The organism is Anoxybacillus amylolyticus (genome assembly GCF_001634285.1).
Lineage (GTDB): Bacteria > Bacillota > Bacilli > Bacillales > Anoxybacillaceae > Anoxybacteroides > Anoxybacteroides amylolyticum.
The window spans coordinates 2,616,727-2,642,599 of record NZ_CP015438.1 but is presented as its reverse complement, the minus strand read 5'-3'; the positions used below and the strand labels follow the sequence as shown (position 1 = coordinate 2,642,599).

General features: G+C 41.3%; 32 protein-coding genes and 3 pseudogenes. 17 read left to right on the top strand and 18 right to left on the bottom strand.

Annotation, left to right across the window (positions count from 1 at the left end; genetic code table 11):
* Positions 1–9: 9 nt before the first annotated feature.
* The 6 genes and pseudogenes from GFC30_RS17645 to GFC30_RS16675 all read right to left on the bottom strand — a co-directional run.
* Positions 10–138: a hypothetical protein gene (locus tag GFC30_RS17645; RefSeq protein WP_274520082.1), complete on the bottom strand. Its 129-nt coding sequence runs from the start codon at positions 136–138 to the stop codon at positions 10–12.
* A gap of 167 nt (positions 139–305) precedes the next feature.
* Positions 306–749, bottom strand: coding sequence for an SMI1/KNR4 family protein (locus GFC30_RS13605; RefSeq protein WP_066326349.1), 444 nt, complete (start codon positions 747–749; stop codon positions 306–308).
* A gap of 1 nt (position 750) precedes the next feature.
* The gene (locus GFC30_RS17535; RefSeq protein ID WP_238583516.1) at positions 751–2,190 is read right to left on the bottom strand and encodes an HNH endonuclease; all 1,440 of its coding nucleotides are present in this window, start codon (positions 2,188–2,190) and stop codon (positions 751–753) included.
* Positions 2,191–2,424: 234 nt separating this feature from the next.
* Positions 2,425–2,946 (bottom strand): annotated as a pseudogene (locus tag GFC30_RS13595) (IS66 family transposase); the annotation flags it as partial.
* A 119-nt stretch (positions 2,947–3,065) separates the two neighbouring features.
* Entirely contained in the window at positions 3,066–3,251 is a 186-nt protein-coding gene (tnpA, locus tag GFC30_RS17820; RefSeq protein ID WP_409978524.1) for an IS66 family insertion sequence element accessory protein TnpA, read from the bottom strand.
* A 121-nt stretch (positions 3,252–3,372) separates the two neighbouring features.
* Positions 3,373–3,953, bottom strand: a pseudogene (locus GFC30_RS16675) (DUF6444 domain-containing protein); the annotation flags it as partial.
* Positions 3,954–4,208: 255 nt separating this feature from the next.
* Here GFC30_RS16675 and GFC30_RS13585 point away from each other — a divergent pair.
* Positions 4,209–4,787: a hypothetical protein gene (locus GFC30_RS13585; RefSeq protein WP_179946278.1), complete on the top strand. Its 579-nt coding sequence runs from the start codon at positions 4,209–4,211 to the stop codon at positions 4,785–4,787.
* A gap of 18 nt (positions 4,788–4,805) precedes the next feature.
* Entirely contained in the window at positions 4,806–7,502 is a 2,697-nt protein-coding gene (locus GFC30_RS13580; protein WP_066326346.1) for a phospholipase D-like domain-containing anti-phage protein, read from the top strand.
* A 93-nt stretch (positions 7,503–7,595) separates the two neighbouring features.
* On the opposite strand, the gene GFC30_RS13575 is transcribed toward GFC30_RS13580, so the two are convergent.
* From GFC30_RS13575 to GFC30_RS13540, 8 genes are all read right to left on the bottom strand, one after another.
* On the bottom strand, positions 7,596–9,029 hold the full coding sequence (locus GFC30_RS13575; RefSeq protein ID WP_066326345.1) for an aldehyde dehydrogenase family protein: 1,434 nt from the start codon (positions 9,027–9,029) through the stop codon (positions 7,596–7,598).
* An 11-nt stretch (positions 9,030–9,040) separates the two neighbouring features.
* On the bottom strand, positions 9,041–9,781 hold the full coding sequence (locus GFC30_RS13570) for an amino acid ABC transporter ATP-binding protein (RefSeq protein WP_066327421.1): 741 nt from the start codon (positions 9,779–9,781) through the stop codon (positions 9,041–9,043).
* A 164-nt stretch (positions 9,782–9,945) separates the two neighbouring features.
* On the bottom strand, positions 9,946–11,403 hold the full coding sequence (gene tnpC / locus GFC30_RS13565) for an IS66 family transposase (protein WP_066324512.1): 1,458 nt from the start codon (positions 11,401–11,403) through the stop codon (positions 9,946–9,948).
* A gap of 78 nt (positions 11,404–11,481) precedes the next feature.
* On the bottom strand, positions 11,482–12,135 hold the full coding sequence (locus tag GFC30_RS13560; protein ID WP_066326344.1) for an amino acid ABC transporter permease: 654 nt from the start codon (positions 12,133–12,135) through the stop codon (positions 11,482–11,484).
* Positions 12,136–12,180: 45 nt separating this feature from the next.
* On the bottom strand, positions 12,181–13,032 hold the full coding sequence (locus tag GFC30_RS13555; RefSeq protein WP_066326342.1) for an ABC transporter substrate-binding protein: 852 nt from the start codon (positions 13,030–13,032) through the stop codon (positions 12,181–12,183).
* A 27-nt stretch (positions 13,033–13,059) separates the two neighbouring features.
* Complete coding sequence (gene gabT / locus GFC30_RS13550; protein WP_066326341.1) at positions 13,060–14,415, bottom strand: 4-aminobutyrate--2-oxoglutarate transaminase; 1,356 nt, start codon at positions 14,413–14,415, stop codon at positions 13,060–13,062.
* A gap of 53 nt (positions 14,416–14,468) precedes the next feature.
* Positions 14,469–15,179, bottom strand: a complete 711-nt coding sequence (locus GFC30_RS13545) for a GntR family transcriptional regulator (protein ID WP_238583515.1) — start codon at positions 15,177–15,179, stop codon at positions 14,469–14,471.
* Between the two features lie 739 nt (positions 15,180–15,918).
* The gene (locus GFC30_RS13540) at positions 15,919–16,554 is read right to left on the bottom strand and encodes a YitT family protein (RefSeq protein WP_066326340.1); all 636 of its coding nucleotides are present in this window, start codon (positions 16,552–16,554) and stop codon (positions 15,919–15,921) included.
* Between the two features lie 164 nt (positions 16,555–16,718).
* Between GFC30_RS13540 and GFC30_RS13535 the strand changes: the two genes are divergently transcribed.
* Positions 16,719–17,168 (top strand): Lrp/AsnC family transcriptional regulator, encoded by a 450-nt coding sequence (locus GFC30_RS13535; RefSeq protein ID WP_066326339.1) that lies wholly within the window; start codon positions 16,719–16,721, stop codon positions 17,166–17,168.
* 239 nt (positions 17,169–17,407) lie between these two features.
* Positions 17,408–17,512: a putative holin-like toxin gene (locus tag GFC30_RS17530; RefSeq protein ID WP_035018529.1), complete on the top strand. Its 105-nt coding sequence runs from the start codon at positions 17,408–17,410 to the stop codon at positions 17,510–17,512.
* A gap of 185 nt (positions 17,513–17,697) precedes the next feature.
* Here the strand turns inward: GFC30_RS17530 and GFC30_RS13530 are convergent.
* From GFC30_RS13530 to GFC30_RS13515, 4 genes and pseudogenes are all read right to left on the bottom strand, one after another.
* A pseudogene (locus GFC30_RS13530) lies at positions 17,698–18,081 on the bottom strand (sigma-70 family RNA polymerase sigma factor); the annotation flags it as partial.
* A gap of 28 nt (positions 18,082–18,109) precedes the next feature.
* Positions 18,110–18,595: an ImmA/IrrE family metallo-endopeptidase gene (locus GFC30_RS13525; protein WP_066326338.1), complete on the bottom strand. Its 486-nt coding sequence runs from the start codon at positions 18,593–18,595 to the stop codon at positions 18,110–18,112.
* Between the two features lie 111 nt (positions 18,596–18,706).
* Positions 18,707–19,465: a restriction endonuclease gene (locus GFC30_RS13520; RefSeq protein WP_066326336.1), complete on the bottom strand. Its 759-nt coding sequence runs from the start codon at positions 19,463–19,465 to the stop codon at positions 18,707–18,709.
* A gap of 1 nt (position 19,466) precedes the next feature.
* Positions 19,467–19,793, bottom strand: a complete 327-nt coding sequence (locus GFC30_RS13515; protein ID WP_066326335.1) for a helix-turn-helix domain-containing protein — start codon at positions 19,791–19,793, stop codon at positions 19,467–19,469.
* Between the two features lie 156 nt (positions 19,794–19,949).
* Between GFC30_RS13515 and GFC30_RS13510 the strand changes: the two genes are divergently transcribed.
* The 13 genes from GFC30_RS13510 (at position 19,950) to GFC30_RS13460 (ending at position 25,802) form a co-directional block, all read left to right on the top strand.
* Positions 19,950–20,174 (top strand): helix-turn-helix transcriptional regulator, encoded by a 225-nt coding sequence (locus GFC30_RS13510; RefSeq protein WP_066326334.1) that lies wholly within the window; start codon positions 19,950–19,952, stop codon positions 20,172–20,174.
* Positions 20,175–20,186: 12 nt separating this feature from the next.
* A complete protein-coding gene (locus tag GFC30_RS13505; RefSeq protein WP_066326333.1) occupies positions 20,187–20,426 on the top strand; it encodes a hypothetical protein in 240 nt (79 codons plus the stop codon).
* 21 nt (positions 20,427–20,447) lie between these two features.
* Complete coding sequence (locus GFC30_RS13500) at positions 20,448–20,702, top strand: hypothetical protein (RefSeq protein ID WP_066326331.1); 255 nt, start codon at positions 20,448–20,450, stop codon at positions 20,700–20,702.
* 16 nt (positions 20,703–20,718) lie between these two features.
* Positions 20,719–20,847, top strand: a complete 129-nt coding sequence (locus tag GFC30_RS17640) for a hypothetical protein (RefSeq protein WP_274520080.1) — start codon at positions 20,719–20,721, stop codon at positions 20,845–20,847.
* Positions 20,848–20,989: 142 nt separating this feature from the next.
* Positions 20,990–21,208: a hypothetical protein gene (locus GFC30_RS13495; protein WP_221248127.1), complete on the top strand. Its 219-nt coding sequence runs from the start codon at positions 20,990–20,992 to the stop codon at positions 21,206–21,208.
* A 9-nt stretch (positions 21,209–21,217) separates the two neighbouring features.
* Complete coding sequence (locus GFC30_RS13490; RefSeq protein ID WP_238583514.1) at positions 21,218–23,446, top strand: phage/plasmid primase, P4 family; 2,229 nt, start codon at positions 21,218–21,220, stop codon at positions 23,444–23,446.
* Between the two features lie 117 nt (positions 23,447–23,563).
* On the top strand, positions 23,564–23,998 hold the full coding sequence (locus tag GFC30_RS13485; protein ID WP_066326330.1) for a hypothetical protein: 435 nt from the start codon (positions 23,564–23,566) through the stop codon (positions 23,996–23,998).
* The gene (locus GFC30_RS13480) at positions 23,982–24,173 is read left to right on the top strand and encodes a Fur-regulated basic protein FbpA (RefSeq protein ID WP_066326329.1); all 192 of its coding nucleotides are present in this window, start codon (positions 23,982–23,984) and stop codon (positions 24,171–24,173) included. Before GFC30_RS13485 ends, GFC30_RS13480 begins: the two co-directional genes overlap by 17 nt.
* Positions 24,164–24,337: a hypothetical protein gene (locus tag GFC30_RS17090; RefSeq protein ID WP_158512138.1), complete on the top strand. Its 174-nt coding sequence runs from the start codon at positions 24,164–24,166 to the stop codon at positions 24,335–24,337. The genes GFC30_RS13480 and GFC30_RS17090 overlap by 10 nt, the downstream gene beginning before the upstream one ends.
* A 122-nt stretch (positions 24,338–24,459) precedes the next feature.
* Positions 24,460–24,720 carry a hypothetical protein gene (locus tag GFC30_RS13475; protein ID WP_066326328.1) on the top strand — a complete coding sequence of 87 codons (261 nt, stop codon included), beginning with the start codon at positions 24,460–24,462 and terminating at the stop codon, positions 24,718–24,720.
* A gap of 160 nt (positions 24,721–24,880) precedes the next feature.
* A complete protein-coding gene (locus GFC30_RS13470) occupies positions 24,881–25,255 on the top strand; it encodes a hypothetical protein (RefSeq protein ID WP_066326326.1) in 375 nt (124 codons plus the stop codon).
* Positions 25,256–25,354: 99 nt separating this feature from the next.
* Entirely contained in the window at positions 25,355–25,546 is a 192-nt protein-coding gene (locus tag GFC30_RS13465; protein WP_066326324.1) for a hypothetical protein, read from the top strand.
* On the top strand, positions 25,512–25,802 hold the full coding sequence (locus GFC30_RS13460) for a hypothetical protein (RefSeq protein ID WP_066326322.1): 291 nt from the start codon (positions 25,512–25,514) through the stop codon (positions 25,800–25,802). The genes GFC30_RS13465 and GFC30_RS13460 overlap by 35 nt, the downstream gene beginning before the upstream one ends.
* Positions 25,803–25,873: the final 71 nt, after the last annotated feature.

Here is a 25,873-nt window from a genome sequence, read left to right as displayed (position 1 = left end):
TTCACATTGTCATTCTTCCAAACGGCGAATGACTTCCAGTCTTGGATGTCCGTCCATTTGGTCAGCCAACTGCTTAAAGTATTTAGCTTGTTTGAGTAGTCTCCTTACTTCTAACGTTCCCTGTGCTTGTTTTACCATTCTCCTTTTCACCTTTTGATTTTAGGTATGCCAAAAAGGCTCGTTCCTACTTATGGTTCAAGTTGGAACAAACCTTTAAAAGTTGGGCTAAGCGTGTTTGTCAAGTTTTTATTGTTTGGTTTATTGGTCGTATTGTACGATCCTGCTTATGATAAGTAAACGCGTATTTACAGCTTTTTTAATCCATCAAAAAAATTTTGAAAACTATCCGAAATTTTATATAAATTATTTTCTTCATTTGATTGGTCAAAATGCCATGAGTGATCCCAATAATAAACCCCTCTCTCTTCATTATCATTTACCAAAACAATCATTCCTGACCCAGGATCACTTCCGATTATTATACAATTTTCAATTAAATCATCACGGTATTCATCGTGCCACACCTTCAAATTTACTTGTTCTATATCTGTATCTAATCCGTATAATACATTTAACGGAATACTTTCGTTTAACTCCTCAACAAAAAAAGAATAGTATCTTTCTCGAGGTTTTCCCCCGTTATATTGCAATAGAAAGTGCCTATAGTCCTCAGGTAATGAAAAACCAATATATTGTTCAAATTCATCTATCATTTGTACTGTTGCTTTCCCATAGCCGATAAAATCCATATTAATCATCTCCTTGTTTGTTTCTTTTTTTAGTTTTGGACATTCCACCTCTATGCGTAAATCTGCTGTGCAATATCCTATCCATTTCTTGCATGGTCGTTTCATCCTGGTGGTGATGCCATGTACTAACATCACGTTCTATAGGACCGTTAGGAGCCAGTTTATCCGCCTTAGCAAAGTCTTTGTCATAGCTTTCAAACTTTCCAATTTGAACTTCCTGTTTTACCATTCCAGCTCCTTTGAAATCTGGATACCCCCATGGATATGTCACAGAGTTTCCTTCCCAATCATGATAGGTCCATGTACCATTCTCATCAATTGTAATCTTTCCACCTTTTTTCTGCCATTTATCAGGGTCAGGTGAATTTTTTGGTTTAGTTGCTAACTCTCCCTTGGTAAACTTCCTAGCTTGTTCTGCCCCCTTAACCGCCCCTTCGCTCCGGCTCATTCGCTGGTACAGCTCTTCGGCGCTTTTGACCAAACGGTTGAAGCTTAACGATGTTTCCGCTTGACCGTAGGCCATTCCCTCTCCGGTCATCGCCATGGCGGGAACCCCCACAAACGCTCCTTCTCCAGTCGCTGTCAATGATGCACCACCGACTTCGAGGGCTTCAGACCCGCTTGTTTCGATCATCCCCGCCACCGTTGATACCGCATGCCCCGCCATTTTTCCTGATTCATAAGCGACAGGGTGAGGACTGTGATAGGATCGGTGAATGTTATCCAGTGTGATATCTTGTACAATTGCATCTCCCGCTCCTCTCACAAACTCCACTGTGCTTTCCATTGGGTGTTTCGCCAATCCGTGCCATGATTTTTCTGCGTTCTTCGCTACTTGTCGAGCGGCTTGTTCGATTTTTTGTCCTGCATTGATTATATCATGAACCGCCTGCTTAGCGGCATGCTCTGCTTTCTTTTCTAGTTGACGGGTACCGCGTTCGATCGTTTTCTCCGTCTCTTTGATTTCTTGCTTTATCTTATGCACAATCGAGTGAACCGCTTCGGATGCAACTTTTTGCCCATCGTGAACGACGCGCTTTACCGCTTGCTCCGTCTTCTTTTCCGCCTCGTGAAACGCTTCCCTTGCTTTCTGGCTAATCTGTACCGTATCTCTCACTGCTTGTTTCGCGGCATGTTCCACTTTCTTTTCAACGTTTTGAATCGCTTTCTCCGCTTGTTTCACCTCATGGGCAACGTGCTTTCCCATTTGTTCCGCTTTCTTTTCCGCTTGATGAAAAGCTTCCTTTGCCTTTTGGCTAATGTGCACCGTATCCTTTACGACTTGTTTCCCCACTGGCTCGACTTTCTTTTCTACTTGCTGAACAGCTTGTTGAATGGTCTTCTCTACTTTTTTGACGTCATTGGCGACATGCTTGACCGTCTGCTCTACCTTTTTCTCGACCAAATGCCCTAGTTTGCTTAATGAACCCCAAAAAGACATCTCCCCCGCTCCTTTGATCCTTGCCCTTTTGTTTGAACAACGTTCGTTGCTAAGCCATGATCGATGAAAATACCACTCCTTTCCCACGTGATTGAATAATAAAAAAAAATATCAATTCTGTAAATAAAAATTTTGGTATATTTTCTACTATTTTTTCATAAAATAAGAGGTTGCCCTGAAAGAAAAGTAAACGTCAAATAGCCCCCACCTTTTTGAAGGCCGGGGCTTGGGGTATTATTTAGTTAGCTGCTGAAAAGCAATACATGAAACAGGGAGTGTGGTTGACCAAGGAAGCATTTGATCTAATGCGTTCTTGTCTGACAAATCCATATTGGGAAGCTTCTCAAAAAGATAGCGAAGGTAATAATATGGATGTAAATGATTCGCTTTCGCTGTCTCCACTATGCTGTAGATGATGGCACTTGCCTGTGCACCTTGTGGTGTATTGGCGAAAAGCCAATTTTTCCTTCCGATGACCACCGATTTGATCGAGCGTTCGCTGCGATTATGATCGATCTCCAGTCGCCCATCCTCTAAAAAGGCCACTAATTTATCCCATTGGTTCAGACAATACGCAATGGCTTTTCCTAATGCGCTCTTTGGCAACACGTGCTGTTCTTGCTTTCGAAGCCATGACAAAAAAGCGTCTATGATGGGTTTGCTTTGCTTTAGACGTTCTTCCTACCGATCGTTAGGATCTAATTTTTTTAATTTACGTTCCACCGCAAACAGTTGGTTACAGAAATTCAGACCTTCCGTTGTGGTCACTGTTGCCGCATTCTTCAACATAACGTTTTCAACACCTTCACTACATCGGCCAAAAGCGAAGGAGGAAATCTTTGCTTTACCTCAATCGAACATTCGCCGATTTTCACTTAGATGGAATCCTCTTCATGGATCGATGGATCTGCCATCACAACAGATGCCCATTTTGTAGAGGGATTTGGTGTAGCGTTGGAACCTTCGAGCCGTTTGAGCCAGTACTTCAACTGGTGAACCTTTAACCTATTCCTTTCACACCATTTTGCTTGGGTGAGACCACTCGCCCTGTAATCAGCAATACGCTGTTCCCATTCCTGTCTTCATTCGTTTTTGTCCATACCAAAACTCCTTTAATAAAGATTTCTAAAGAAATTATGGCATCGATGTAGGGGCAAAACTAGGTGGGGAGAATTTGACGCTTACGTATAAAACAAGGGAAGTGATGGCTGGTCCGTACTGGACATGATTCGTGACATAAAAAGGGAACTCTGCCTGCTGGACAAGATGGCATTCCGGACAACCCTTCACTTCCCGTTCGTGTTGAGTCACTTCCATTCGAACCATTGGGAGGTCGAACACTTGGCGAATGTCTACCTGAAGTGGAGCGACATGTTCTAAAGAGTGACCACACCCTTTGCATTGGGTCACGCGGTGAAGGACTCGTTGGTCAGGATTAGGTACTTGACGGAGCGTCGTTCCTCGGTGCCCCGGTTGCCCTCCCGGCTGTTTCTCCGACGGTTGGCGAGAAGGAGATTTCGCCACAAATCGGTCAGAGGACGGCGGGAAATGGCTATTGGTACTGTTTTTTTTGTACGGGCTTCTAATTCTGCCATACGTGTTTTTAATTGTTGGTTTTCTTGTCGAAGCCGTTGGTTTTCTTGACGCAGTTGTTCGTTTTCTTTGATGAGTTTTTCAATCGTTTGCGCTTGGTGTTCGATTTTTGCGAACATGCTTTCGAGTGTAAAGACCGCTTGTTGGAAATCAAAAACACCTTTTGCCATTGCGTTCACCTCCCATGTCTTTAATGGTACTAGTATAGACAGGGAGGAAAGAAACAAAACCTCGCTCATAAACTTTTTCTATGTAACGGCTGAATAGTTACGCAGAAATAAACCCGATCTCGTAAACTTTTTCTATGTAACGGCTGAATAGTTACTAAGGAAGACCCGAACTTTAGTGACCCAGATTATTTACTAGCCGCTTATGCAGCTTCGTTGAAGGTGCTAACGTCCTACAAAAAAATTGAAGATATTGATGTGAAATATGAATTAGCTAAACTAAGAACGTCTAACGAGGAATCACCAATTGAAAAAATTATTCAAAATGCGGTGAAGATTGCTTACGATTATTTAATCCCAGCAGGATTTGATCATTATATTTGGAAAATGCTTACCCCGGAAGAACGTTTCTATATTAAAGGATTGGAATTAGAAAAACAAAATGTCTATCAATTATCTGGATATCAAGAATTAGCTAGAGGATTTGGCGTGCGGGAATATCGAGATTTACTGGGAAGTACACGAGCAAACAACGCTAGATTAAAAACAGCTAGTGAATTTGCGATGAGCGGACTAAATGATCATTCGAAATTCGGTTCTTCTCTTTTACGTAATGTGTTGGTTGCTATTTATTTGGCTGTGAAAGAAGAAGATACGATGAAAGGACGGAATTGGTTAAAAACAGAGCTGGTCGACTATTGGGGTGTGCGTACAACGATTGTTGAAATATTATCTTATATTTCATCACTACAATATATTGAGAATATGGAGCACTGGAAAAAAGATGCTTACGTGGCTTCAATATTAAAAGAGCTCATTAGCAACGACGGTATTTAATGGGTTGAGGTGCATACTATGATTTATCGATATTCCTCGAGAAGAAAAAAGTTAGATGAGGCTTTTTTAAACAAAAAACTAGTGGGAGCTAAAGCCTATGATCGAATAGCGGGCTATTTTAGCTCCTCTATTCTTGAAATTGGTGGCGAAGCAATTGAAACGGTTGAGGGAAACATTAGAATTATTTGTAATTCAGAAATGCAGAAGGAAGATGTACTAACGGCTACCGCTGCTAAGAATGCTCAACGAAAAGAATGGTGTAATGCGCAACCCGAGGAACTATTTCAGTCGGCTTCTGAACGATTAAAGAAGCTGTATTATTTGTTGAAGAGCGGAAAAATGCAAATTAAAGTCGTACCGAATGATGTGTTTGGGTTAATTCATGGTAAAGCGGGAGTTATTACTTTAGCAGATGGAAGCAAAACTTCATTTATTGGTAGCGTGAATGAAACATATTCTGCGTGGAAGTTAAACTATGAAATCCTTTGGGAAGACGATTCTGAAGAAGCTGTTCGCTGGGTACAAGAGGAATTTGATTACTTTTGGAATAGTCCCTATGCTGTCCCACTGTCTGACTTTGTGATTGAAGATATTCAACGGATTGCTAATCGGAAAGTCATTCGGGATGTTAATGAATGGAGAGAGAACCCCGAGCCGGCAGCAACTGTGATTGAATCACCTGTATATCGCAAAGAGTATGGGCTTTGGGAACATCAAAAGTATTTTGTCCATTTAGTGTTTAACGATCATAAAAAATCACACGGGGCTCGATATGTTTTAGCCGATATGGTTGGTTTAGGAAAAATTGTACAGTTGGCTCTTTCTGCGAAATTAATGGCACTGTATGGGGATAAACCAATATTAGTCATCGCACCTAAAACGCTACTTTGGCAATGGCAAGAGGAGATTTACTCTTTACTAGATGTGCCATCGGCTGTTTGGACAGGAAGAGAATGGGTGGATGAACATGGGGTTAGACATCCCTCTACTGGAAGCAAAGGGATAAAAAAATGTCCACGTAGAGTCGGTATTATTTCGCAAGGACTAATAACAGCTAACTCCGATGTGTTGGAGCATTTGCTAAGTATGGAATTTGAATGTGTGATTGTGGATGAAGCGCATAGAGCAAGAAGAAAGAACTTAGGGGAAGGAAAAGAAAATGATAAGCCACAACCAAATAATTTGATGGATTTTTTATTAAAAATTTCCAAAAAGACAAAAAGTATGTTGTTAGCTACTGCAACTCCAGTACAACTATATCCTATAGAAGCGTGGGATCTTCTTTACATTTTATCACAGAAAAATGACAGCGTATTAGGCAACGAATTTAGTATGTGGCGAAAATATCCTAAACGTGCATTAGATTTGATTATGGGAAAAGAAACGTTAGGCATGACTTTTGAAAATTGGGATTGGATTCGCAATCCTTTCCCACCAGCTAGGGAAGATGAGAGATTTTTTGGCTCGATTAGAAAGCGTTTAGGTTTGAAAGATGATGAATTTGTTATTAAGTCGGAAGCATATGATGAATTAAGCCGTCCGGATCAAAGAAGAATAGGAAGAATTATAGAAGACGGCTTTATGCAAAACCACAACCCATTTATTCGTCATATCATTCGTAGAACAAGGGATTTTTTAGAGAACACAATCAACCCCGACACTGGAGAGCCTTATTTAAAAAAAGTAGAAGTTAAGTTGCTCGGGGAAAAAGATGACGAAGCATTAGTATTGCCCCCTTACTTACAAGAAGCATATAACTACGCAGAAGAGTTTTCTAAGTTGCTGGGGAAACGTATTAAAGGTGGCGGATTCATTAAAACATTACTACTAAAACGTGTTGGTAGTACAATTTACGCAGGAGAACAAACGGCAATAAAAATGTTAAATTGGGGCAACATTGCAGAGGATTTTGCAGAAGATGAATTAGCAGAGGAGTTAGACGAAAGTAGTATTAAAAACTTAACAGATGAAGAAAGACAATGTTTACACAAATTTTTACAAACTATTCAATCAAATAAGGAAGATGACCCGAAATATCAATTGACGTATGATTTGTTGGTTGAGAAAAACTGGTTGGAAAAAGGGTGTATCATTTTTTCACAGTACTACGATTCTGCATTCTGGGTAGCAGAGAAGTTGTCAAAAGATTTGAGAAATACAATAGTTGGAATATACGCTGGTGGAGATAGATCAGGTATTTTATTAGATGGTATTTTTTACAAAAAAACAAAAGAACAATTAAAACGAATGGTCAAAAATAGGGAACTGAAGGTTTTAGTTGGAACAGATGCCGCCTCGGAAGGTTTAAACTTGCAAACACTCGGTACATTAATCAACCTTGACTTACCTTGGAATCCAACAAGGCTTGAACAAAGAAAAGGAAGAATACAACGGATCGGTCAAATAAATGACAAGGTATATATTTACAATATGCGATATAAAAATTCCGTCGAGGACAAAGTTCATGCCATTCTTTCTGAGCGATTAGAAAACATTCATACGCTATTCGGGCAAATACCGGATGTTTTGGAAGATGTATGGATTCAAGTTGCGCTCGATGATATAGAGAAAGCAACACGCATCATCGATGAGATGCCTAAACATCACCCGTTTGAATTGCGTTATGAAAAAGGAATTGTAAAAGTCGATTGGGAGAGCTGTACAACAGTTTTAGATACTATTGAAGCGACAAAGTATCTTATGAGCGGATGGTAATTATTTATTAGCAAACTCCAAACACAACTTACCTGTCTATAAAAAAGCATTTCCTAAAAACCTCGGAACAGCACACCTGTCCCGAGGTTTTTCCTACACCAACCTAATCCCCAAAAACTTAGGCTCTGTCATTTCTTTGATCGCGTAGGCGACGCCTTCAAGCCCGACCCCGCTCTGTTTTACACCGCCATATGGATAATGGTCGTGGCGGACGGTGGAGGTTTCGTTAATCCATACACCACCCATTTCTAATGCCTCAAACAAACGGAAGGCACGATTAATGTCAGATGTAAACACACCAGCTTGCAAGCCGTAAGGAGAATCGTTGACGGCTGCGATGACTTCTTCTTCTGTTTCAAACGGAAGAATCGTCACGATCGGGGCGAACACTTCTTCACATACAACCTTCATTTGCGGGGTTACGTTCGTTAATACCGTCGGTTGAAGCAAAGTTCCTTGTCGCTGTCCGCCTGTGAGTAAGCGAGCCCCTTGGGAAACGGCTTCTTGTATCCATGCTTCCGCCCGGCATGCTGCTTCTAGTGTAATCATCGGACCTACATCCGTCGTTTCGAGCGCAGGATCGCCTGCATTTAGACTTTGTACCGCAGATACAAATGCATCAACAAAAGAGGAATATATATCACGATGAACGTAAATTCTTTGCACGGAAATGCACGCTTGTCCAGCAAAAACAAATCCACCTTTGACTAATCCCGCAACGGCTATTTCTAAATTAGCATCTGGAAATACGATATTAGGGGAATTGGCGCCAAGTTCTAGTGTGATTTTTTTATGGCGAGCCATTTCTTGAATTTTAAATCCGACAGCGCCGCTTCCTGTAAATGTTACTTTCTTAATATATGGGTGTGTGACTAACGGTGGAACAAGGTCTGCTCCTAATCCGTTCACCACATTGATTGCTCCGCTAGGCACGCCGGCTTCTGTCATCAATTGAACAAGCTTCATCGCTGAAAGAGGTGTTTTTTCAGCAGGTTTTAATACTACTGTACACCCTGCGGCAACGGCCGGAGCTAATTTGTGTAGCACAAGGTTTAGCGGGAAATTGAAAGGTGTAATGGCAGCAATGACACCAATCGGTTTTCTTTTTACTAAGCCAATCCGCTCTTCACCACCGATGGCTGCATCCATCTTCATCAGTTCTCCATCGTTCCGCTTCGCTTCTTCTGATGCAAAACGAAGCACCTGGATTGCGCGACTTACTTCCCCGCGCGCATCGCGAATGGGTTTTCCTGCTTCCTGACATAGCAGTTGGGCAAAATCTTCGCTTTGCTCCTCCAATAAGTCTGCCGATTTTCGCAAAATGGTGGAACGTTGATGTGCCGGCATTTTTCTCATGACATGCTCAAATGTATCATAGGCGTTTTGAATCGCCATTTCTAAATCTTCTATCGTGGAAAAATCGACGACGCCGACAAGTGTGCCGTTATACGGATTGCGTACTTCTTGTTGAACACGTCCGTCTCCTTTTCGTTCTTTCCCATTAATAAACGAGCCGATATGAATCATAACACGTCCCCCTAATGCTCTACCTTCTTAATAAATGCTTTCGTCCGTTCTTCTTTTGGGCTGCTGAAAAATTCTTGTGGATGACCTTCTTCTACAATGACCCCGCCATCCATGAAAATAATTCGATCGGCTACTTCTTTAGCAAACTTCATTTCGTGAGTTACTAACACCATCGTCATTCCTTCATCTGCTAGTTCACGGATAACATTTAATACTTCACCAACTAACTCCGGATCAAGAGCGGATGTTGCTTCATCAAATAGCATCGCTTTCGGTTCCATCGCAAGCGCTCGCGCAATCGCAACACGTTGTTGTTGCCCTCCAGACAATTGACTTGGATAATAATGCATTCTTTCAGACAACCCTACTTTTTTTAAATATTTTTCTGCTGTTTTCCGCGCTGCTTCTTTTGATTTTTTACGAATTTTGATTTGTGCAGCCATGACGTTCTCTATTGCGGTCATGGTCGGAAATAAATTAAACCGTTGAAAAACCATGCCGATTTCCGTTCGAAGAGCGGCGATGTGTTTTTCGTTCAACTTTTCGTTCGGTTTTACAAAATAGTGACCATCAATTTTAACAGTTCCTGATGTAGGAACTTCCAAAAAGTTAAGACATCTGAGAAAGGTCGATTTTCCTGAACCAGAAGGACCGATAATGACAACTTTTTCCCCTTTTTTCACGGTTAAATTAATTCCTTTTAAAATTTCATTAGCTCCGAATGATTTTCTAAGATTACAAACTTCAATCATCGTTTCACACATGTCGCTTCAACCTCTTTTCCATGATTCGTACGATTTGTGCTAAAGGTAGACTTAACACGAGATATGCTAAAGCTAAAGTATCCATTCAGCCCAATACTAGTGAGATTTTCAGAATCCAGCACCAATAGGGCATTTCCAGTATCGAAAATGCCCTAGGAGGAATGGAGAATCGTTTGGAGAGACTCCCCACTTAGAAGTCTTTGCAACGATTCCCAAACCGGCTTTCCGTGTTTTTGCAGGGTAGAAATGACGCTGCGAATGGTGCAGAAAGCCTCGGCATCGTCTTCCTGACGAAACGTTCCGGAAATTTTTTGTTTGACTTTCACCATCCGCAAATCACGCTCGGCTTGGTTGTTGTCAAACGGCACTTCTTTCTTTCGCAGGAAGAGAAGCGCTTCTTGCTTGCGCTTTTCCAGGCGCTGGATGAAATTTTGCGCGTTGCGGACGCCTTCATGGTTGCCTTGTCGGCAACGTTCATCGAGTTCTTGTCGACCATTCGCTAGAAGCTGGTCGTACACTGCTTCCCAATACCGGACTTCCTCTTCCGGTAGAGCTCCGCCCGCTTTCTCCACCGCCTGTTTCATCTCCAACAGTGCTTCGGTCATCTCTTTCGACCATGAATGGCCGTAAAGTTCCGTATATGCCCGAAGCTCCCGGAGATGATGGGCGTGGCAAAGCGCATGGCTCGCCTCTGTGTACATCGGGTACACCGAATACGCATCGTGTACCATCGTTCCTTTGTACCGTGGCAAGATCCCGATGTCGTCCGTCGCTTGCTTTCCACGGGAACGATGAAGCCCGTATCGTGTGACCTTGGCAGTGGAAGCCACATGCACCCATTGGTTCTTTCTGTTCACACGCAGGCTCGTTTCATCGACGTGCAACGTGCTGGAGGTTAGCAACGCCGTTTCGATCTCTTTGAGCGCTGCTTCTAACACAGGGAGCCACCGTCTCGTCATGTTCACGACTGTGCCTGCACTGATTGAATGGCCCACTAACGCTTTGACCATCTCCGTGACACGCTCGCACGGGATCAACTGCGCATGATTCCAGTATAAAACAAGGGAAGTGATGGCTGGTCCGTACTGGACATGATTCGTGACATAAAAAGGGAACTCTGCCTGCTGGACGAGATGACATTTCGGACACCCCTTCACTTCCCGTTCGTGTTGAGTCACTTCCATTCGAACCACTGGGAGGTCGAACACTTGGCGAATGTCTACTTGAAGCGGAGCAACATGTTCTAAAGAGTGACCACATCCTTTGCATTTGGTCACGCGGTGAAGGACTCGATGGTCAGGATTCGGTACTTGGCGGAGCGTCGTTCCTCGATGCCCTAGTTGCCCTCCCGGCTGTTTCTCCGACGGTTGGCGAGAAGGGGATTTCGCCACAAACCGGTCAGAGGACGGCGGTAAGTGGCTGTTCGTACTGTTTTTTTTCGTACGGGCTTCTAATTCTGCAATACGTGCTTTTAATTGTTGGTTTTCTTGTCTTAGCTGCTCGTTTTCTTTGATGAGTTTTTCGATGGTTTGCGCTTGGCGCTCGATTTTTGCGACCATGCTTTCGAGTGTAAAGACCGCTTGTTGAAAATCAAAAACAACGTTTGCCATCGTGTTCACCTCCCTTGTCTTGGATGGTACTAGTATAGACAAGGGGAGCAGAAATAAACCCGATCTCGTAAACTTTTTCTATGTAACGGCTGAATAGTTACAAGCTAAAATGGTATAAGACTCTATTGTTAAAAAGGTTTGCGAGGCGTAAGCTTGTGTGCGAAGCAACAGCTCGCTGACAGTAATAAAGGCTAATAAGGAAGTATCTTTAATCATCATAATGATGTAGTTTCCAAAGGTAGGTAAGGCAATTCTTACTGCTTGCGGAATGATAATAAGCCACATTGCTTGTCTGTTTGTATATCCAAGTGCTAGGGCGGCTTCGAATTGTCCTTTATCTACGCTTATGATCGCAGACCGGATCACTTCTGATAAATAACACCCATAGTTGATTCCGAGTCCGATGACTCCTGCCATAAATGGGCTTAATGTGAAGCGATAAGTTGGATCCCATAGTTGACCAACTAATGTGATAATAAGAGGCACAACATAATACATATATACTAATTGAACAAGAAGGGGAGTTCCTCGAACAATTTCAAGCAAAACAACTAAAATTTTATTTAACCAAGCATATTTTGAGATTCGACCTAAGGCAATTAGTGTCCCAAGTAAAAGAGCCAAAGAAAACCCGCATAACGTAGCTGCTAGGACAATCCCAAGTCCTTCCATTAAAATAGGGCTAAGCTCACGGAATGCAGTGGAGAAGTCTAATTTTTCGAGTAAGTTCATACCGTCACCTCACAATTGAAGGGGAGAGAAAACTCTCCCTGATTACTATTTATCAACAGGAACTACGTTGTCTTCGTTTAAGCCATATTTTTTCAAAACATTTAATACAAAACCTTCTTCTTTCAATTTGTCCAGCTCTTTGTTAATAGCGTCTAATAGGTCTTTATCTTCTTTTCGCACAGCAGCAGCAATCTTTCCAGCTGCTTGGGCTTCATAAGGAGAGACGAGCTTTAAGTTTAATGAAGGGTCTTTTGTAATGCTATAGCCTGCGACGGCGCTGTCAGTGATGCAAGCGTCGATTTTATTTGTATTTACAGCTAACAATAATTCGGCTTGAGAACCAAATACTTTTACTTCTTTAATTTTTCCTTCTTGTTGAAGCTTTTGGGCAAATTCTAAAAATGCTGTTCCTTTTTGCCCACCAACCACTTTATCTTTTAAATCTTCGATTCCTTTGATCGGGGAATCTTTTGCGACTACAAGTGCTTCGCCTTCTTTATACCAAATATGTGTGAAGCTAGCGATTTTCTCACGCTCTGGTTTGACATACATTCCGTCTGTGACGATATCAATGTTTTTGTTGTTTAGCTCAAGCAATAAGTTTTCAAACTTGACTTCTTTCATTTCTACTTTTGGGATACCAAGTCGTTTTGCGATTTCTTTAATAATTTCTGCGTCAATTCCACTAAATTCCTTCGTATCTTTGTCGATAAACGCAAACGGAGCATCGTTGGACGAACCGACGATGAGTACGCCACGTTTTTTAATTTCATCCAGTGTGCTAGAACTCTGCTTGTTTTCGCTCGAATTTGAAGAAGAAGTTTTTTGGCTATTACAACCGACAAGCAACGCGACGAAAAAGAGCATAGTTAAGCATAGAGAAAAGAATTTTTTCATTTTTGATTTCCCCCTAGGTAAAAATTTTTAGTTTTCTATTTTAGCCGGTTGGCTCAAAAGCTCCGTTAAGACGGATTCTAAAACGTCCAATCCTTCTTCTAGTTGTTCATCAGTAATCACAAGTGGAACAAGTATGCGAATGCAGTTTCCGTATAATCCAGCGTTTAATAAGATAAGTCCTTTTTGTTGTGCGGCAGCGATAATTTTTGCAGTTAACTCTTTATCCGGTTCTTTTGAAATGCGATCTTTTACAAACTCCAAGGCAACCATAGAGCCTAGTCCGCGCACGTCTCCGATTTGTTCAAACCGCTGCTGCCACGAACGGAAACGGGTAGTTAATACTTGGCCGATTTGTTGGGAACGTTCCACAAGTCCTTCTTCCTCAATCATTTTGATTACTTCGATTGCTGCTACACACCCGAGTGGGCTTCCCCCGTATGTTCCACCGATTTCTCCTGGACCAGGGGCATCCATAATTTCGGAACGGCCGACAACTGCAGCAATTGGCAATCCAGCGCCAAGCGACTTAGATAACGTCATTAAATCTGGAACTACGCCAAATTGTTCAATAGCGAACATCGATCCTGTTCGAGCAAAGCCTGTTTGGATTTCATCTGCGATAAATAAAATACCGTATTTTTCACAAATTCTTTTTAACCCTTGCATAAACGTAACGGATGGAACGATAAACCCACCTTCTCCTTGTACGGGTTCGATAATTACGGCGGCAATTTCATCTGCTGGTGCTTCTGAGAGGAAAAACGTTTCTAATTGCTGTAGCAATTCGCGATCAAATTGTTCGTCCGTCATTCCTTCCGGTTTTCGATAGTAATATGGATGGCCGACACGGAACGTTTCCGGAGCAAACGGTCCAAACTGATATTTGTACGGTTTGACTTTGCTTGTTAATGACATCGTTAATAACGTTCGTCCGTGGTAGCCACGTTCAAAGGAAATGATTCCTTTTCGCCCCGTATATTTTCTTGCGATTTTTATCGCGTTTTCTACTGCTTCTGCACCGCTATTGGCGAAAAATGCTTTTTTAGCATGATTGCCGGGGGTAATTCGGGCAAGTTCTTCTGCAAGCGCCACGTAAGGCTCGTACATCATGACGTTAAAGCACGTATGAATGTATTTGTCGAGTTGATTTTTTACCGCTTGCACGACCCGAGTAGGACGGTGTCCAACATTTAATGTGCCGATTGCGCCAGCAAAATCAAGAAAAGTGTTGCCGTCAATGTCTGTTAATAACGCTCCTTCTCCATGTTCAGCGAAAGATAGGACTGTATTGAACGGACCGCGTGCAACAAATTGTTCTTTACGCCTTAATAGTGCTTGGGCTTTCGGACCGGGGATAGATGTTTTCATTTGAATGTGTGGCATGTTGCATCCTCCTTTTGTATACAAAGATTGTATACATTTTGTTTTAAAAAAAATTAAGTGGTGTATTTTTTTATAATTTCATGAATGGAAAGCGAGCGATTAAACTTCTTCGTGAAATCGATATCCCGTACGATGGAAGGGATATGTAGATGAGTAAGCTGCTTCGCTCGATCAGCATCGCGTGCACAAATTGCTTTATATAACGCTTCATGTTCTTCATACACGTCGCAAGAGTGGGTATGAGACACATCATAAAACGTAAGAATAATGTGTGTTAGCGAAATGATTCTATGAAGACATTCCACTAAATATGGATTCCTTGATGCTTCGATAATTGTCATGTGAAACTGTTCAATAAAAGGAAGTGCTTTATGAGGTTCGTTTTTCTCATAGCATTCTTTTTCTTTTTTTAGCATTTCTTCCATTATTCTTAGATGTTCAGGAGTAGCATGAGTTGCTGCTAATGCGGCGGCTTCGGGTTCGAGTATTTGTCGGACAAAGAATATCTGTTCAGATTCTTCAGGAGTAGGGCAATACACAAACGCGCCGCGATGGGGAACGATTTCTACTAAAGAGTCATATTTGAGACGTTGCAATACAGCACGGATTGGTGTTCTGCTCACTCCAAACGCTTCTGCAAGGGAGCTCTCAATTAGTTGTGTTCCTGGTGGCAAATCAGCATGAAAAATAGCATTTCTTAAAATTTGGTAAATTTGTTCTTCGCTCATTTTTGTATAAGTGTTACTCATGTTCGTGTAAATCAACGTTTCCTCCTTCTACTTTAGCTAAGATGACTGGTGTAATTGTTGCTTAAGCACATCGTACCATGTTTTCATCATAAAAAAAGGGAATGGGTTAAAATATTTGACAAACTTTTTTGATTATTCCGGCTCATCCAGATGAACAAAAGCGCTTTCATTAACAACTGAAACTGCCTCGCTAGTTGATAATCACCTACCTTAATAGTTATTAAAATTATCCCAAATAGATTATATATTTATCAGAAAATTATGTAAATACATAATTTATTTAAAATTATATTTTTTTTGTTTTCGTCTGTCAACTTCGAAAAAACATTTTGTTCTTTGGGTGTATCGATTTGGGGGATTGGAAAGATGACCTAGATTGCTGAGATGAACGATTCTACTTAACGAAGGGGGCTGGAAGTCTCACTGAAATTCACAAATTGTTCAAAACCTCCCGCCGGAGCTGCCCCTTTTTCCGTGTAAAATAAAAATAAAGAATCGGCGAGAGGGAGGAATTTGGGATGTTCGCAATGGTGATGGGGATTGTCATTACAGTATCAATTGCATTAATTATTAGCGCAGAAGTAAGCGTAGAAGCATAATAAGAGCGGCCTCTAAAAAGGGGCCGCTTTTGTCGTTTGTGCACATCGATTAGATGGCTTCCATGTGTGGAGTGGTACAAGGGCAAATGAGCACGTTATTTCTGTTAAGTGTTGTCGTTCTCTGCCTGCATAAGAATGCTTGTTGCAGGAGATTGTTAGTTCATTCTGACAGTTGTCTTGACCGGATATCGGTTGACATGGCTATTGCTTGTAGTCGATTGGTTGCTAAGGGCAATCTTATTTTTAAAATAGCTAATGATACTCGACGTAATAGCAATGGACAAAATAGATAGCAAGCCTTGCCAAAACCCTATGGAATAAAACCCTAAGGACACGACAACAAAATCGAGGATGAAATTGATGGTCCCAGGATTACAATTCCGCCTTTTTTGAAGGATCAAGGCAAGAATATTAAAGCCCCCAAGCGAAGCGCGATTCATAAATAATGTCGACAGTCCAAACCCGATAATAACCCCACCTGTCACAGCACCTATAGACATCGGTATGGAAAAAGAAGGGAGAATCCAATCCATTCCTACTGTGATGACAGACAATAATGTGACAGAAAGAATCGTAGAAAGTGTAAAGTTCCAGCCCATGTTCATAACTGACAGCACATAAAAAGGAATGTTAATGAGAAAAAACACGACTCCAAAAGGGATGTTAGAAAGATAGCTCATCATTAAAGAAAGTCCAGCCGTTCCTCCGGTTAAAACATGCGAATGATGCAGAATACTCGTTCCAACACTTGTCAAAAAGCATCCTAACCCGATATAACATAATCTCTTCATACGTCTCACCCTACCGAATCATTTCAACATATGCTAATCTGTGAATATTATGATACAATCTATATTGTGAGTTTGGTATACGAAAATAAATATTTTACGCTATATATATTTACATATTGAATATATTTTGTGGAAATATCCTTCATTATGAGAGGTGTGTAAAAATGGATCCAATCGATGTTAGCTTGCTTCGTCTTTTACAGGAAAATGGCCGCGTGACTATTAGTGAACTTTCCAAACAATTATCGTTGAGCCGACCAAGCATTACCGAACGACTGCTTCGACTCCAAGAAAGAGGAGTAATCGAAGGATTCACTGCTCGAGTATCACCAGCGGCAGTAGGAAGAGATACGCTTTTAATTATCCAAATCAGCGACCTTAAAGTACCTGTATCCGAGTTTGAAAAAATAATTGCCGAAGATTCGGATATTATTGAATGCCATCGTGTTACAGGCCACATCAGCTATTTCATTAAGGCGGCTGTACAAGGAATAGATGGTTTGCGTTTGCTTGTAGATCGACTGATCCCTTACGGCAATGTACATACTTCAGTCGTTTTAACCTCTCCTGTTACCTTTCGCTCGATCCTGCCTAAATCAGAAACGCAGGCATAGGCTTTTATGCTTTGTCAATAAGAGGAAGCGGATGATGGGTAACGTGATTGGGATGTGTGCTGTCCTTTCCCGAATTTTATCGAAGATTGATGCAATAAAAGCTAATCACTGGAAGAAGTGATCAGCTTTCGTTGTTGCATTTCGTAGAAATATTTGTTCGAACATGATACAATCACGGTAAGCAGCTACATAAGCAGGGTGGGCGGTTGGCCACTTCCCGATGGAGGGAGGTGGAAAAAATGACGACGTATGAAGCATTAAGCTTAGTTGCTCAATTTAGTTTAGTGCTAATAGGAACGCTAACAATGATTATCACGATGGTCGTGTATATAAAAAAGAAATAACCGTCCCCCCCTAGGCCAAAGGTGTGACGGTTATTTCAATCGCACTTAAAGGCTTGCCGCTCTTCTTGTGGCATGTAGTTGCGCTGACCGGGTGTTTGTAACACCCGGTCTTTTTTGTTTTATGCTTTTCTTAGCACCATTATACACAAAGCAAGGTGCATATTCAACGGAATTTGTGGACATAACTACCGCTTCTTCTCTTTTTCATTCCGATAAAACTCATGAAAAATTTTCATCAATGCGCGTTTTTCGATGCGGGAGACGTAGCTTCTCGAGATGCCGAGTTCTTTGGCGATTTCGCGCTGCGTTTTTTCCTTTTGCAAATTTAGCCCGAACCGGCTGACGATCACTTCCTTTTCCCGCTCGTCGAGCACTTCGATATACTTTCGTACTTGTTCGATTTCCATATTCAAATGAATTTCATCAGCCACATCTTCTCCTTCTGATTTGAGCACATCAATTAAGCTAATTTCATTTCCATCGCGGTCTTGCCCGATCGGCTCATGAAGCGACACGTCTTTTTTCGTTTTTTTCAGCGAACGAAGATGCATTAAAATTTCAATTCTAATGACAATAGTAAGCGGTAATAAATAACATTCACAAACAAGCAGCCTCTAGCACTTTATTTTCAATGTAATCCAGCCGGCTTTCGCATATTTCAGCCGGTACGCGGAACGTTTCTTGCATTTCATAAATGATAAAGTCGCGTTTTTTCGAAAAATCGATATATCTAATCATATGGTAAGGGATCGCTGAAAATAACATAAAGCGTTTTGCTTGTGATTCTTGAAAAGACCGAAATAAGTCAGTCATTTGCGATTGGTCGCCAGCGTGTAAAAACAAATGTCCAACTTCATGAAAAAATACTTCACGGCGCTTGAGCGAGTCCAAATCGCGATGAAGCGCTACAATTTTCAAGTCGTCGCAGTATTCAGCAAACGATCCGAATTTTGACTCGACAAGCAAAATATCGAATTTCCTTGCGATATACTCTTCATCGAGCTGGGAAGGATAGATGATCCCGTTTTGCTGATATGCTTCCGAGATGCGCTTTTCTAAGTCGCAAGGCTTATATAAGTACATTCCACCTCATCCCCCATAAGTTTTTTCTTTTATTATACAAACGTATGTTCTTATTTACAAGAAAAAGAAAAATCCCTAAGTTTGACCAAGGGATATATTCAAAGGAACTATTCATTTTTTTGCAACAGCCACCTGTCGTTTAGCTGCTTCTCGTTCTTTCCAAGGAATGATTTTTGTTTCAACAAATGTGACATCAGACGTTTTCATTCGACGTGTATCAGCTTCTACAAGCGCGGCGTTTGTAAACGTCCCAGAAGTAATAAACCATGTTCCTATACAGCTGTGATTCTTTTTAGCGCTGTCAAGTTCACGAATATTTTTGACAGTTACTTGAGTTTTTGACTTATAATAATGCTTTACTTGTACAGCAGTTTTCAAACCGTCAATTTTGTTTGTGACTATGATATCAACCCCGCCGTCTTTTGATTCCGGTGTTTTTATCGGTTTCCATCCAGTGGCTTTCAAATATAAATATACGAGTTGTTCAAATTCTAGTCCTTCTAATTCTTCTAATGGGAGTTGTATTATTACGTCATCAGGACGAACGTTATATTTTCCGGTTGTTTGATTGGAAGAAGCTTGGGATGTACGTTTCTTAGGTGTGGAGGTTTTGGCAGGCTTCTTCTCTGCGGTTTTTTGAGGGAGTCCGGTATATGGATTCTTATTTTTATTTTCTTTTTTACGCATATCGGGCACATACCTTGCTGTCCAAGAACCTATAATAAGGGCAATAAATAAGGTAACTATTACCCCTCCGAGTCCGATAATACCTTTCATCATTAAATAAAACGAAATAATAAAAGCTGGGAAGGTAAATAAAGAAATGACGGTATTTTGTCTTTCCCTCCTCGACGGCATTTTCTTAGCCATTTTAATTTCTCCTTTCCTGTTTTGCTTTCCACTTTATAAATTCAATATGCTTTTTTATTTCCTCGATCTCTTGTTCTGTCAGTCCCTCCATGTCAAAAAAGAAAAGGTTTTTTTCATTGTTTGTTTTATCTTGACCAGTTAGTAAATAATCAATTGAAACCCCAAAAAAGTTAGCAATTTTTAAAAGTGTTTCATAATCAGGCTCTCTCTTTCCTTGTTCATACATTGCATATGTAGTTCTTCCAACTCCTATTTTTTTTGCCACATCTTCTTGTCGCAACTTCATTTTGTTTCTTAGTTCTTGCAAGCGCTCACCGAAACTAATCATAAAGAGATTCCTCCTTTTCAAGATTAATTATAACGTCACATTCAGTGACAAAAAATATTTTACACAAAATGTGTATTTGTATATTGACATTACACTATATGTGACATATACTTGAATTATCAATACGCAAAACGTGACATTGAAAGGGGTGATAAAATGAGAGAGTGGCTCAAAAATAAACGATTAAACACAGGGTTAACGCAAAAAGAAATTGCTAAATTAGTTGGAATTTCTCGAAGCACATACGCAATGATTGAAAATGGCGAGAGAAATCCAAGTGTTTCAGTAGCAAAGAGAATTGCCGATGCTCTCAAATTTGATTGGACAATTTTTTTTGATGATGAATGTCACGTTTTGCGTATTAAAAATTGCTCAGCCTAATAACGATAGGAGGTGTTTTTTTTGCAAAAAGTTAAACGAGTATGGCACAGCCCAAACGGAAAGTATCGCGTTGTCGGGATACAGTTTCACGACGAGATAACGGCAACGATTTTCGTTCAAGTGAAAGGGCGGAAAACATCGTTGACGTATAACACGCGCACAAAAGAAAAACTTCCGAAAAACGTTGTTGATGCGTGTGAATCGATTAAACAAGAACTTGCATTTCTTTGTAATCATTGTAAATCAAACTAAAAATCGAAAGAAGGTGTCGAAATGCTCAAAAAAACGCTTGTTGAAGAGATTGAGCATAAAAACAAAGCGATTATGTGCATTGACTACATGCTCGATGCGATTTTTCAAAAAGATTATGAAACGGCTGCGCTTGAGGCGAAAGAGTTTTTGTTCATCGTTGAAAAGTTGCAAGCAATCGAGGTCAAAAAAGCACGTCGCGCGGAGCTGGAACAAATAATCAAAGAAATGCAGCAACTCGGAATTAAAATCGACTTTGCAGCAAAATTGTCGTCGTAACGGGGAGGGGATCGGGGTGAAAATCACCGTTGTAAAAGGTCAACTGTTCAACCAACTTGAAAAAGAAGTGTATGCCTATTTAGCAAAAGTCCTTCCGGAACAATATCAAAAAGCGAAGGAAAGCGACAATGAAAAAGCGTCATAAAAAAAGCAGCAAGTGCGGCAACACTTACTGCAAGGCACAGAAAAAAATATTCTTACTGAAAATATAGCACGTTTCGCGGCATTTTTCCATATTCGGCTCTCCAAAAGAGAGCCGCGCAATTCAAAAAAAGGCGGTGTTTTCAATGAAAAAAGCAAAGACAAAAGAAAATCCGATGGAAAAATACGTTCCTGCGGTCATGCGTTGGATTGAAAATACGTTTGATATGAGCGCGATTCAAGTCGAAGACTTTTCTGTTTTCCCAGCCGGAAAGCTCATTCGCGACGAAAACGGGCACACGATGGTTGTTTTCTATGACATTTGGACAGAGCAAGTCAAATACACATTCCCGACAGGAAAGTGAGGAACGAAAATGCAAGCAGCGATTGACCTACAATCAGGACTTGAACGGCTTTTTCCTTCCGCGAAAAAGCCGTTGAAAATCATCCGTCTAGTGGGCTATTCCCGTATGAACACGGAAAACGATCCGAACAAAGCGTATAGCGTCGCAAAACGACCGTGCATGAAAGGCTGGCAAGATCTAAATCGTCCAGGCATGACAGAAGGTGAGATTCGTTCCTGGCTGCGGCAAAAAGGATGGACAGGTCTTGTCATTCCAGACGGCTATGACGTCATTGACATCGACGAACAGAAAGAAGGGGAGATGATTTTCAAAGCGCTTTTGCGCGAAGGATATAAATTTCACGCAATTCGAACGGTACGAGGTTTTCAATTTTTCTTTCGCTCGACAGGGAATATCAGAGGACAAGACGCGACAGTGCTCATGGCTGGCGGGTTTGTCGGTGACTATCGACTTTCCGGACGCGGTCAAGTCGTTCTTCCAAGCGAAAATACCGGCGGACGCGAATGGGTACATATTGCAGACGGGGAACTTTCGCCGATGCCGATCTATTTTGAGCGATTAAAAAAGATTGATAAAACGCAGCGTCCGTTTCCGATTCCGATGCACGAGGGAGGACGAAACAACGCGCTGTACGCGCATTGCTGTCGGCTCGTTGAATTTGGCTACACACAAGAGCAAGTGCACGAAATAGCTAGTTTCCTAAATCGCTATTTTTTCCTTCCTCCGTTAGACCAGCGTGAATTTGCAAACACATTGAATAGCGCGCTGAAACATGAGCCGAGCGGAACGAATTATTCCTCGCCGCCGATGACTTCTCCAGCACGAAAAGAAGGAGAGCCGAAAAAGTTCAATCTAACCGAAATGGGCAACGCCGAACGGCTTGTCGCGCGGAACGGTCAAAACTTACGCTATTGTGTCGAATTTGAAGAATGGCTTATATGGGACGGAAAGACATGGGTAGAGGACAAGAAGAAGCAAATTGAACGCATCGCGATTCGGACGTTTCGTGAAATGTATGCAGAAGCAGCACAAGAGGAAAATAACGACGCGCGCAATGAATTGTTGCGCTGGGCAAAAGCGAGCGAAAAAAGCTCGGTATTTCTTAACTCGATTGCACGGGCAGAAGCAATGATTCCGATCAGCCAAGAAGAGCTGAATAAAGATAAGTTTTTGTTGAATTGCGCAAATGGTGTGGTCGATCTCAGAACGGGAGAACTGCTGCCACACGATCGCAAATACATGATGACGAAAAACACACATATTTCATACGATCCAAACGCGAAATGTCCGACGTGGATTGCCTTTCTTGAATCCATCTTTCGCGATGGTGACGAAGTGAAGCATGACATTATCAACTTCTTGCAAAAAGCAATTGGCTACGCACTTACAGGCGACATAAGCGAACAAGTTGTGTTTTTCCTCTGGGGAACAGGGAGAAACGGAAAATCGACGTTCATAAACACTGTGAAGGCGCTATTAGGCGATTACGCAAAGCAAACGAACTCGAATACATTTACGGCGAAAATGAATGATTCGGGGATAAATAACGATATTGCACGTTTGCATGGCTCACGCTTTGTGTCAGCTGTCGAAAGCGAGGACGGTCAACGTCTAAGCGAATCTCTAATTAAACAATTAACCGGCGGTGAGCCGATTACAGCTCGTTTTTTGAGAAAGGAATTTTTCGAGTTTGTTCCAGAGTTCAAGATTTTCTTTACAACGAACCACAAGCCGATCATTAAAGGCGATGATGAAGGAATTTGGCGGCGTATTCGCCTTGTTCCGTTCACGTACACCATTCCAAAAGAAAAAGTGGACAAGCATCTCCCTGAAAAGCTGATGAATGAGCTTCTTGGCATTTTACGCTGGGCGGTCGAGGGATGCTTGAAATGGCAAAAAGAAGGGCTACAAGAGCCTGAAGCAGTCAAAAACGCTACGAGTGAATATAAAGAGGAAATGGATCTTCTCAGCAATTTTATCAATGATTGCTGCGTCATCCATCCAAGCGCGAAAGTTCCATTGAATGAATTGTACCAAGAGTATATGAACTGGTGCGAGGACAACAATGAACTTGCAATGAAAAAACAAAAGTTTTCCGCGCGCCTAGTGCTGCGAGGATTCGATAAAAGAAATTCAACCGGAAACAAAACGTTCTTTTTCGGCATCGGTCTTTCCAGTGGAAGAAAAGAGTTACCGCCGACCGATTTAAACAAAAAAATAGTTGAAGAAGAACTTTAGTTAATTAGTTAAAAGTAGTTAATAACTTTTAGGTATAACGCGCTATATATCGATAATATGAGAAATACCTAAAAATAGCTAACTTGTATTAACTAATTAACTTATGGGAGGTTTTATATGTTATATAACATTTTTTATCAAATAGATAATCTAAATATTCAAATAAAAATAAAAAACAAAAAACTAAGTTTAATTTATGAAGAAGGCACATTGCCATTGGATTTAAAAAAGCAAATTAGGCAGCATAAACAGCAGATCATAAAGCGCTTGGAAGAGAATGAAATGGCGCGTGCCAAAGGGTTTCTCATCTATCGCTACGGCGAACTGTACGAGTATCGCTATGGCTTGGGCGCGTATTTATTCATCGAGCGCGAAGGGGAACTTGCTTATGCCTGGCGTGCGAACTACATGCCGAAGGAAAAGCAATCATACAAGATAAAAATGCTTGCTGAACGTGTTCCATTCGAAAAAGCGTTCCAGGAGGCAGCCGGTTTCATTGACTGGCTGCAACGGCAACGGAAGTGGGGTGATTCGAATGTCAAAGTCGTTTAAATCGTATTTACGCGAAGCGATCGAGCGCGTCAAAGACAAACGGATCGAACAGCTCATTGAACTAGGACGAGTGAAAATGGAGGACGGACGGCAGCTTTACGAGTTGACGCTCTCAGAATTGGATCATGAATATCGATGCATGAAAGAAATGAGGAGGCGCTCTAGATGTTCTTAAACGAAAAAGAAGTTGTGTTCGTTGACCAGTATTTGCAGCATGCGCTAGCGTTTCTGTATAAAACGGGATTCGTATCACAAGAAACACACATTTTCTATTCGCGAATGATTTCTGCTGTTAGCGAAGGGTATCAAGCTTATTTAGATTACGTGAGGGAGCTGTAAGCGATGTATCGTTTCTTTTGTGATGATTGCGGATTCGAGGTATGGAGTGTAAAAATCATTCCGAAATTAAAGTGCTATTGCGGCTTCTATGCGTTTTGTGAGGAGAAGGAGGACTGAAAAAAATGCGGCTGGACACATACACTTGTTCAACGTGCGGTGAAGGTTTTTCAGTTGAAGAGGACAAACAGCCTATTGCTTGTCCCTTTTGCGAATCTAAATGCTTTGAATTTTCTCATACAATCATCGGCTCGAAAATGGAACGGATTGAAGAGTTTTTGCAACGTTTAGATATGATGTCAGGAACGGGAAATGGAATAGGGCAGGCAACAGTAAAGAAAATTCGTGATTTTGCGGAAAAAGAAGGGTTTATACAGCGAAAATAAGGTAAAGGGGTTAGGAAGTTGATTTTTAACGAAGAAGATCTTGAAATAATCAGGGAATTGCTGTCGATTGTAGCTTGCGGGTACGAGCGAGAAACATATTATTATCATTGCTGCGATGCAAATGACATTATCAAAAAGATTGACGAATGGAGGAAGGACAATGCAAATCGGGTATTTTAACGGTGCGATGTATGTCAAGCCAAACGATGAGGAAATAAGACGCGATCCTGTCCAGCTTGCCGGAACGCAGCTTTTCCCAGGAGAGTTTGTGAAACAACTAGGCGAAAAAAAGCGAAGCCGTTTTGTGATGCAAGACGGCTTCCTTCTAAGATACGAAGGGAAAATAAACAACATCTTACTGTTTAGCGTGAATCAATCAAAATACGATTATTATTACGCGCTTTTTTATATTGACGAAACAACATTGCTTGTCTGCAACGAAAGTGGGTGCTGGGATGTTCGGGTTAGTCAAATTGAAAAAGTTTACCCACAGTTTATGGAAACATATGAGCAACTTTCACTTGAGTTGAGGTGAAAACATGCGTGATTTTCTCAAGTCGGCATTGTTATCGTTCGTATTTGCTTTTGTGATGTACATTTTCCTTTATTATCTATCAAGTTAGGAGGCGAAAAAATGAAGTGGCTTGCGTTCATTCTCACGTTAATCATTGCGTTTCTTTCTCATCACGACGAAAATCCTTCCCCGTACTACATACAGCATGAAACCGACATGAAAGTAACAAGTCTTTCGAAAATACGCAAACAAATGATCCAGGAATGGAGGGAAGCGTATGGCGTACCTTTCGCAAGTGAAATCGAACGGTAAACAATACATTTATTTGTGTATGTATGTCGGAACGCAGCAATATTCCACGCGAAAAGAGCGCCGCGTCTATTCGTTTGGAGAATCTCGAAAAGCATTAATACGCATGAAAAGATGGAAAAGAAGGTTTTCCGAATTTCCGCAAGAGCTTCTCGATCTCGGCTGCGGCATGAAAGAACTTGAAGAATGGATTCAGACGCTTGAAACGGGAATTACAAAAACGGGCAGAAAATTCCCGAAAATACGTGCAACTTCTTAAAGATGTATATAACATCTACAAAAATCCACGTCACCTTTCTATATTTTTGAAGATATTTTTTTCGCATAAAG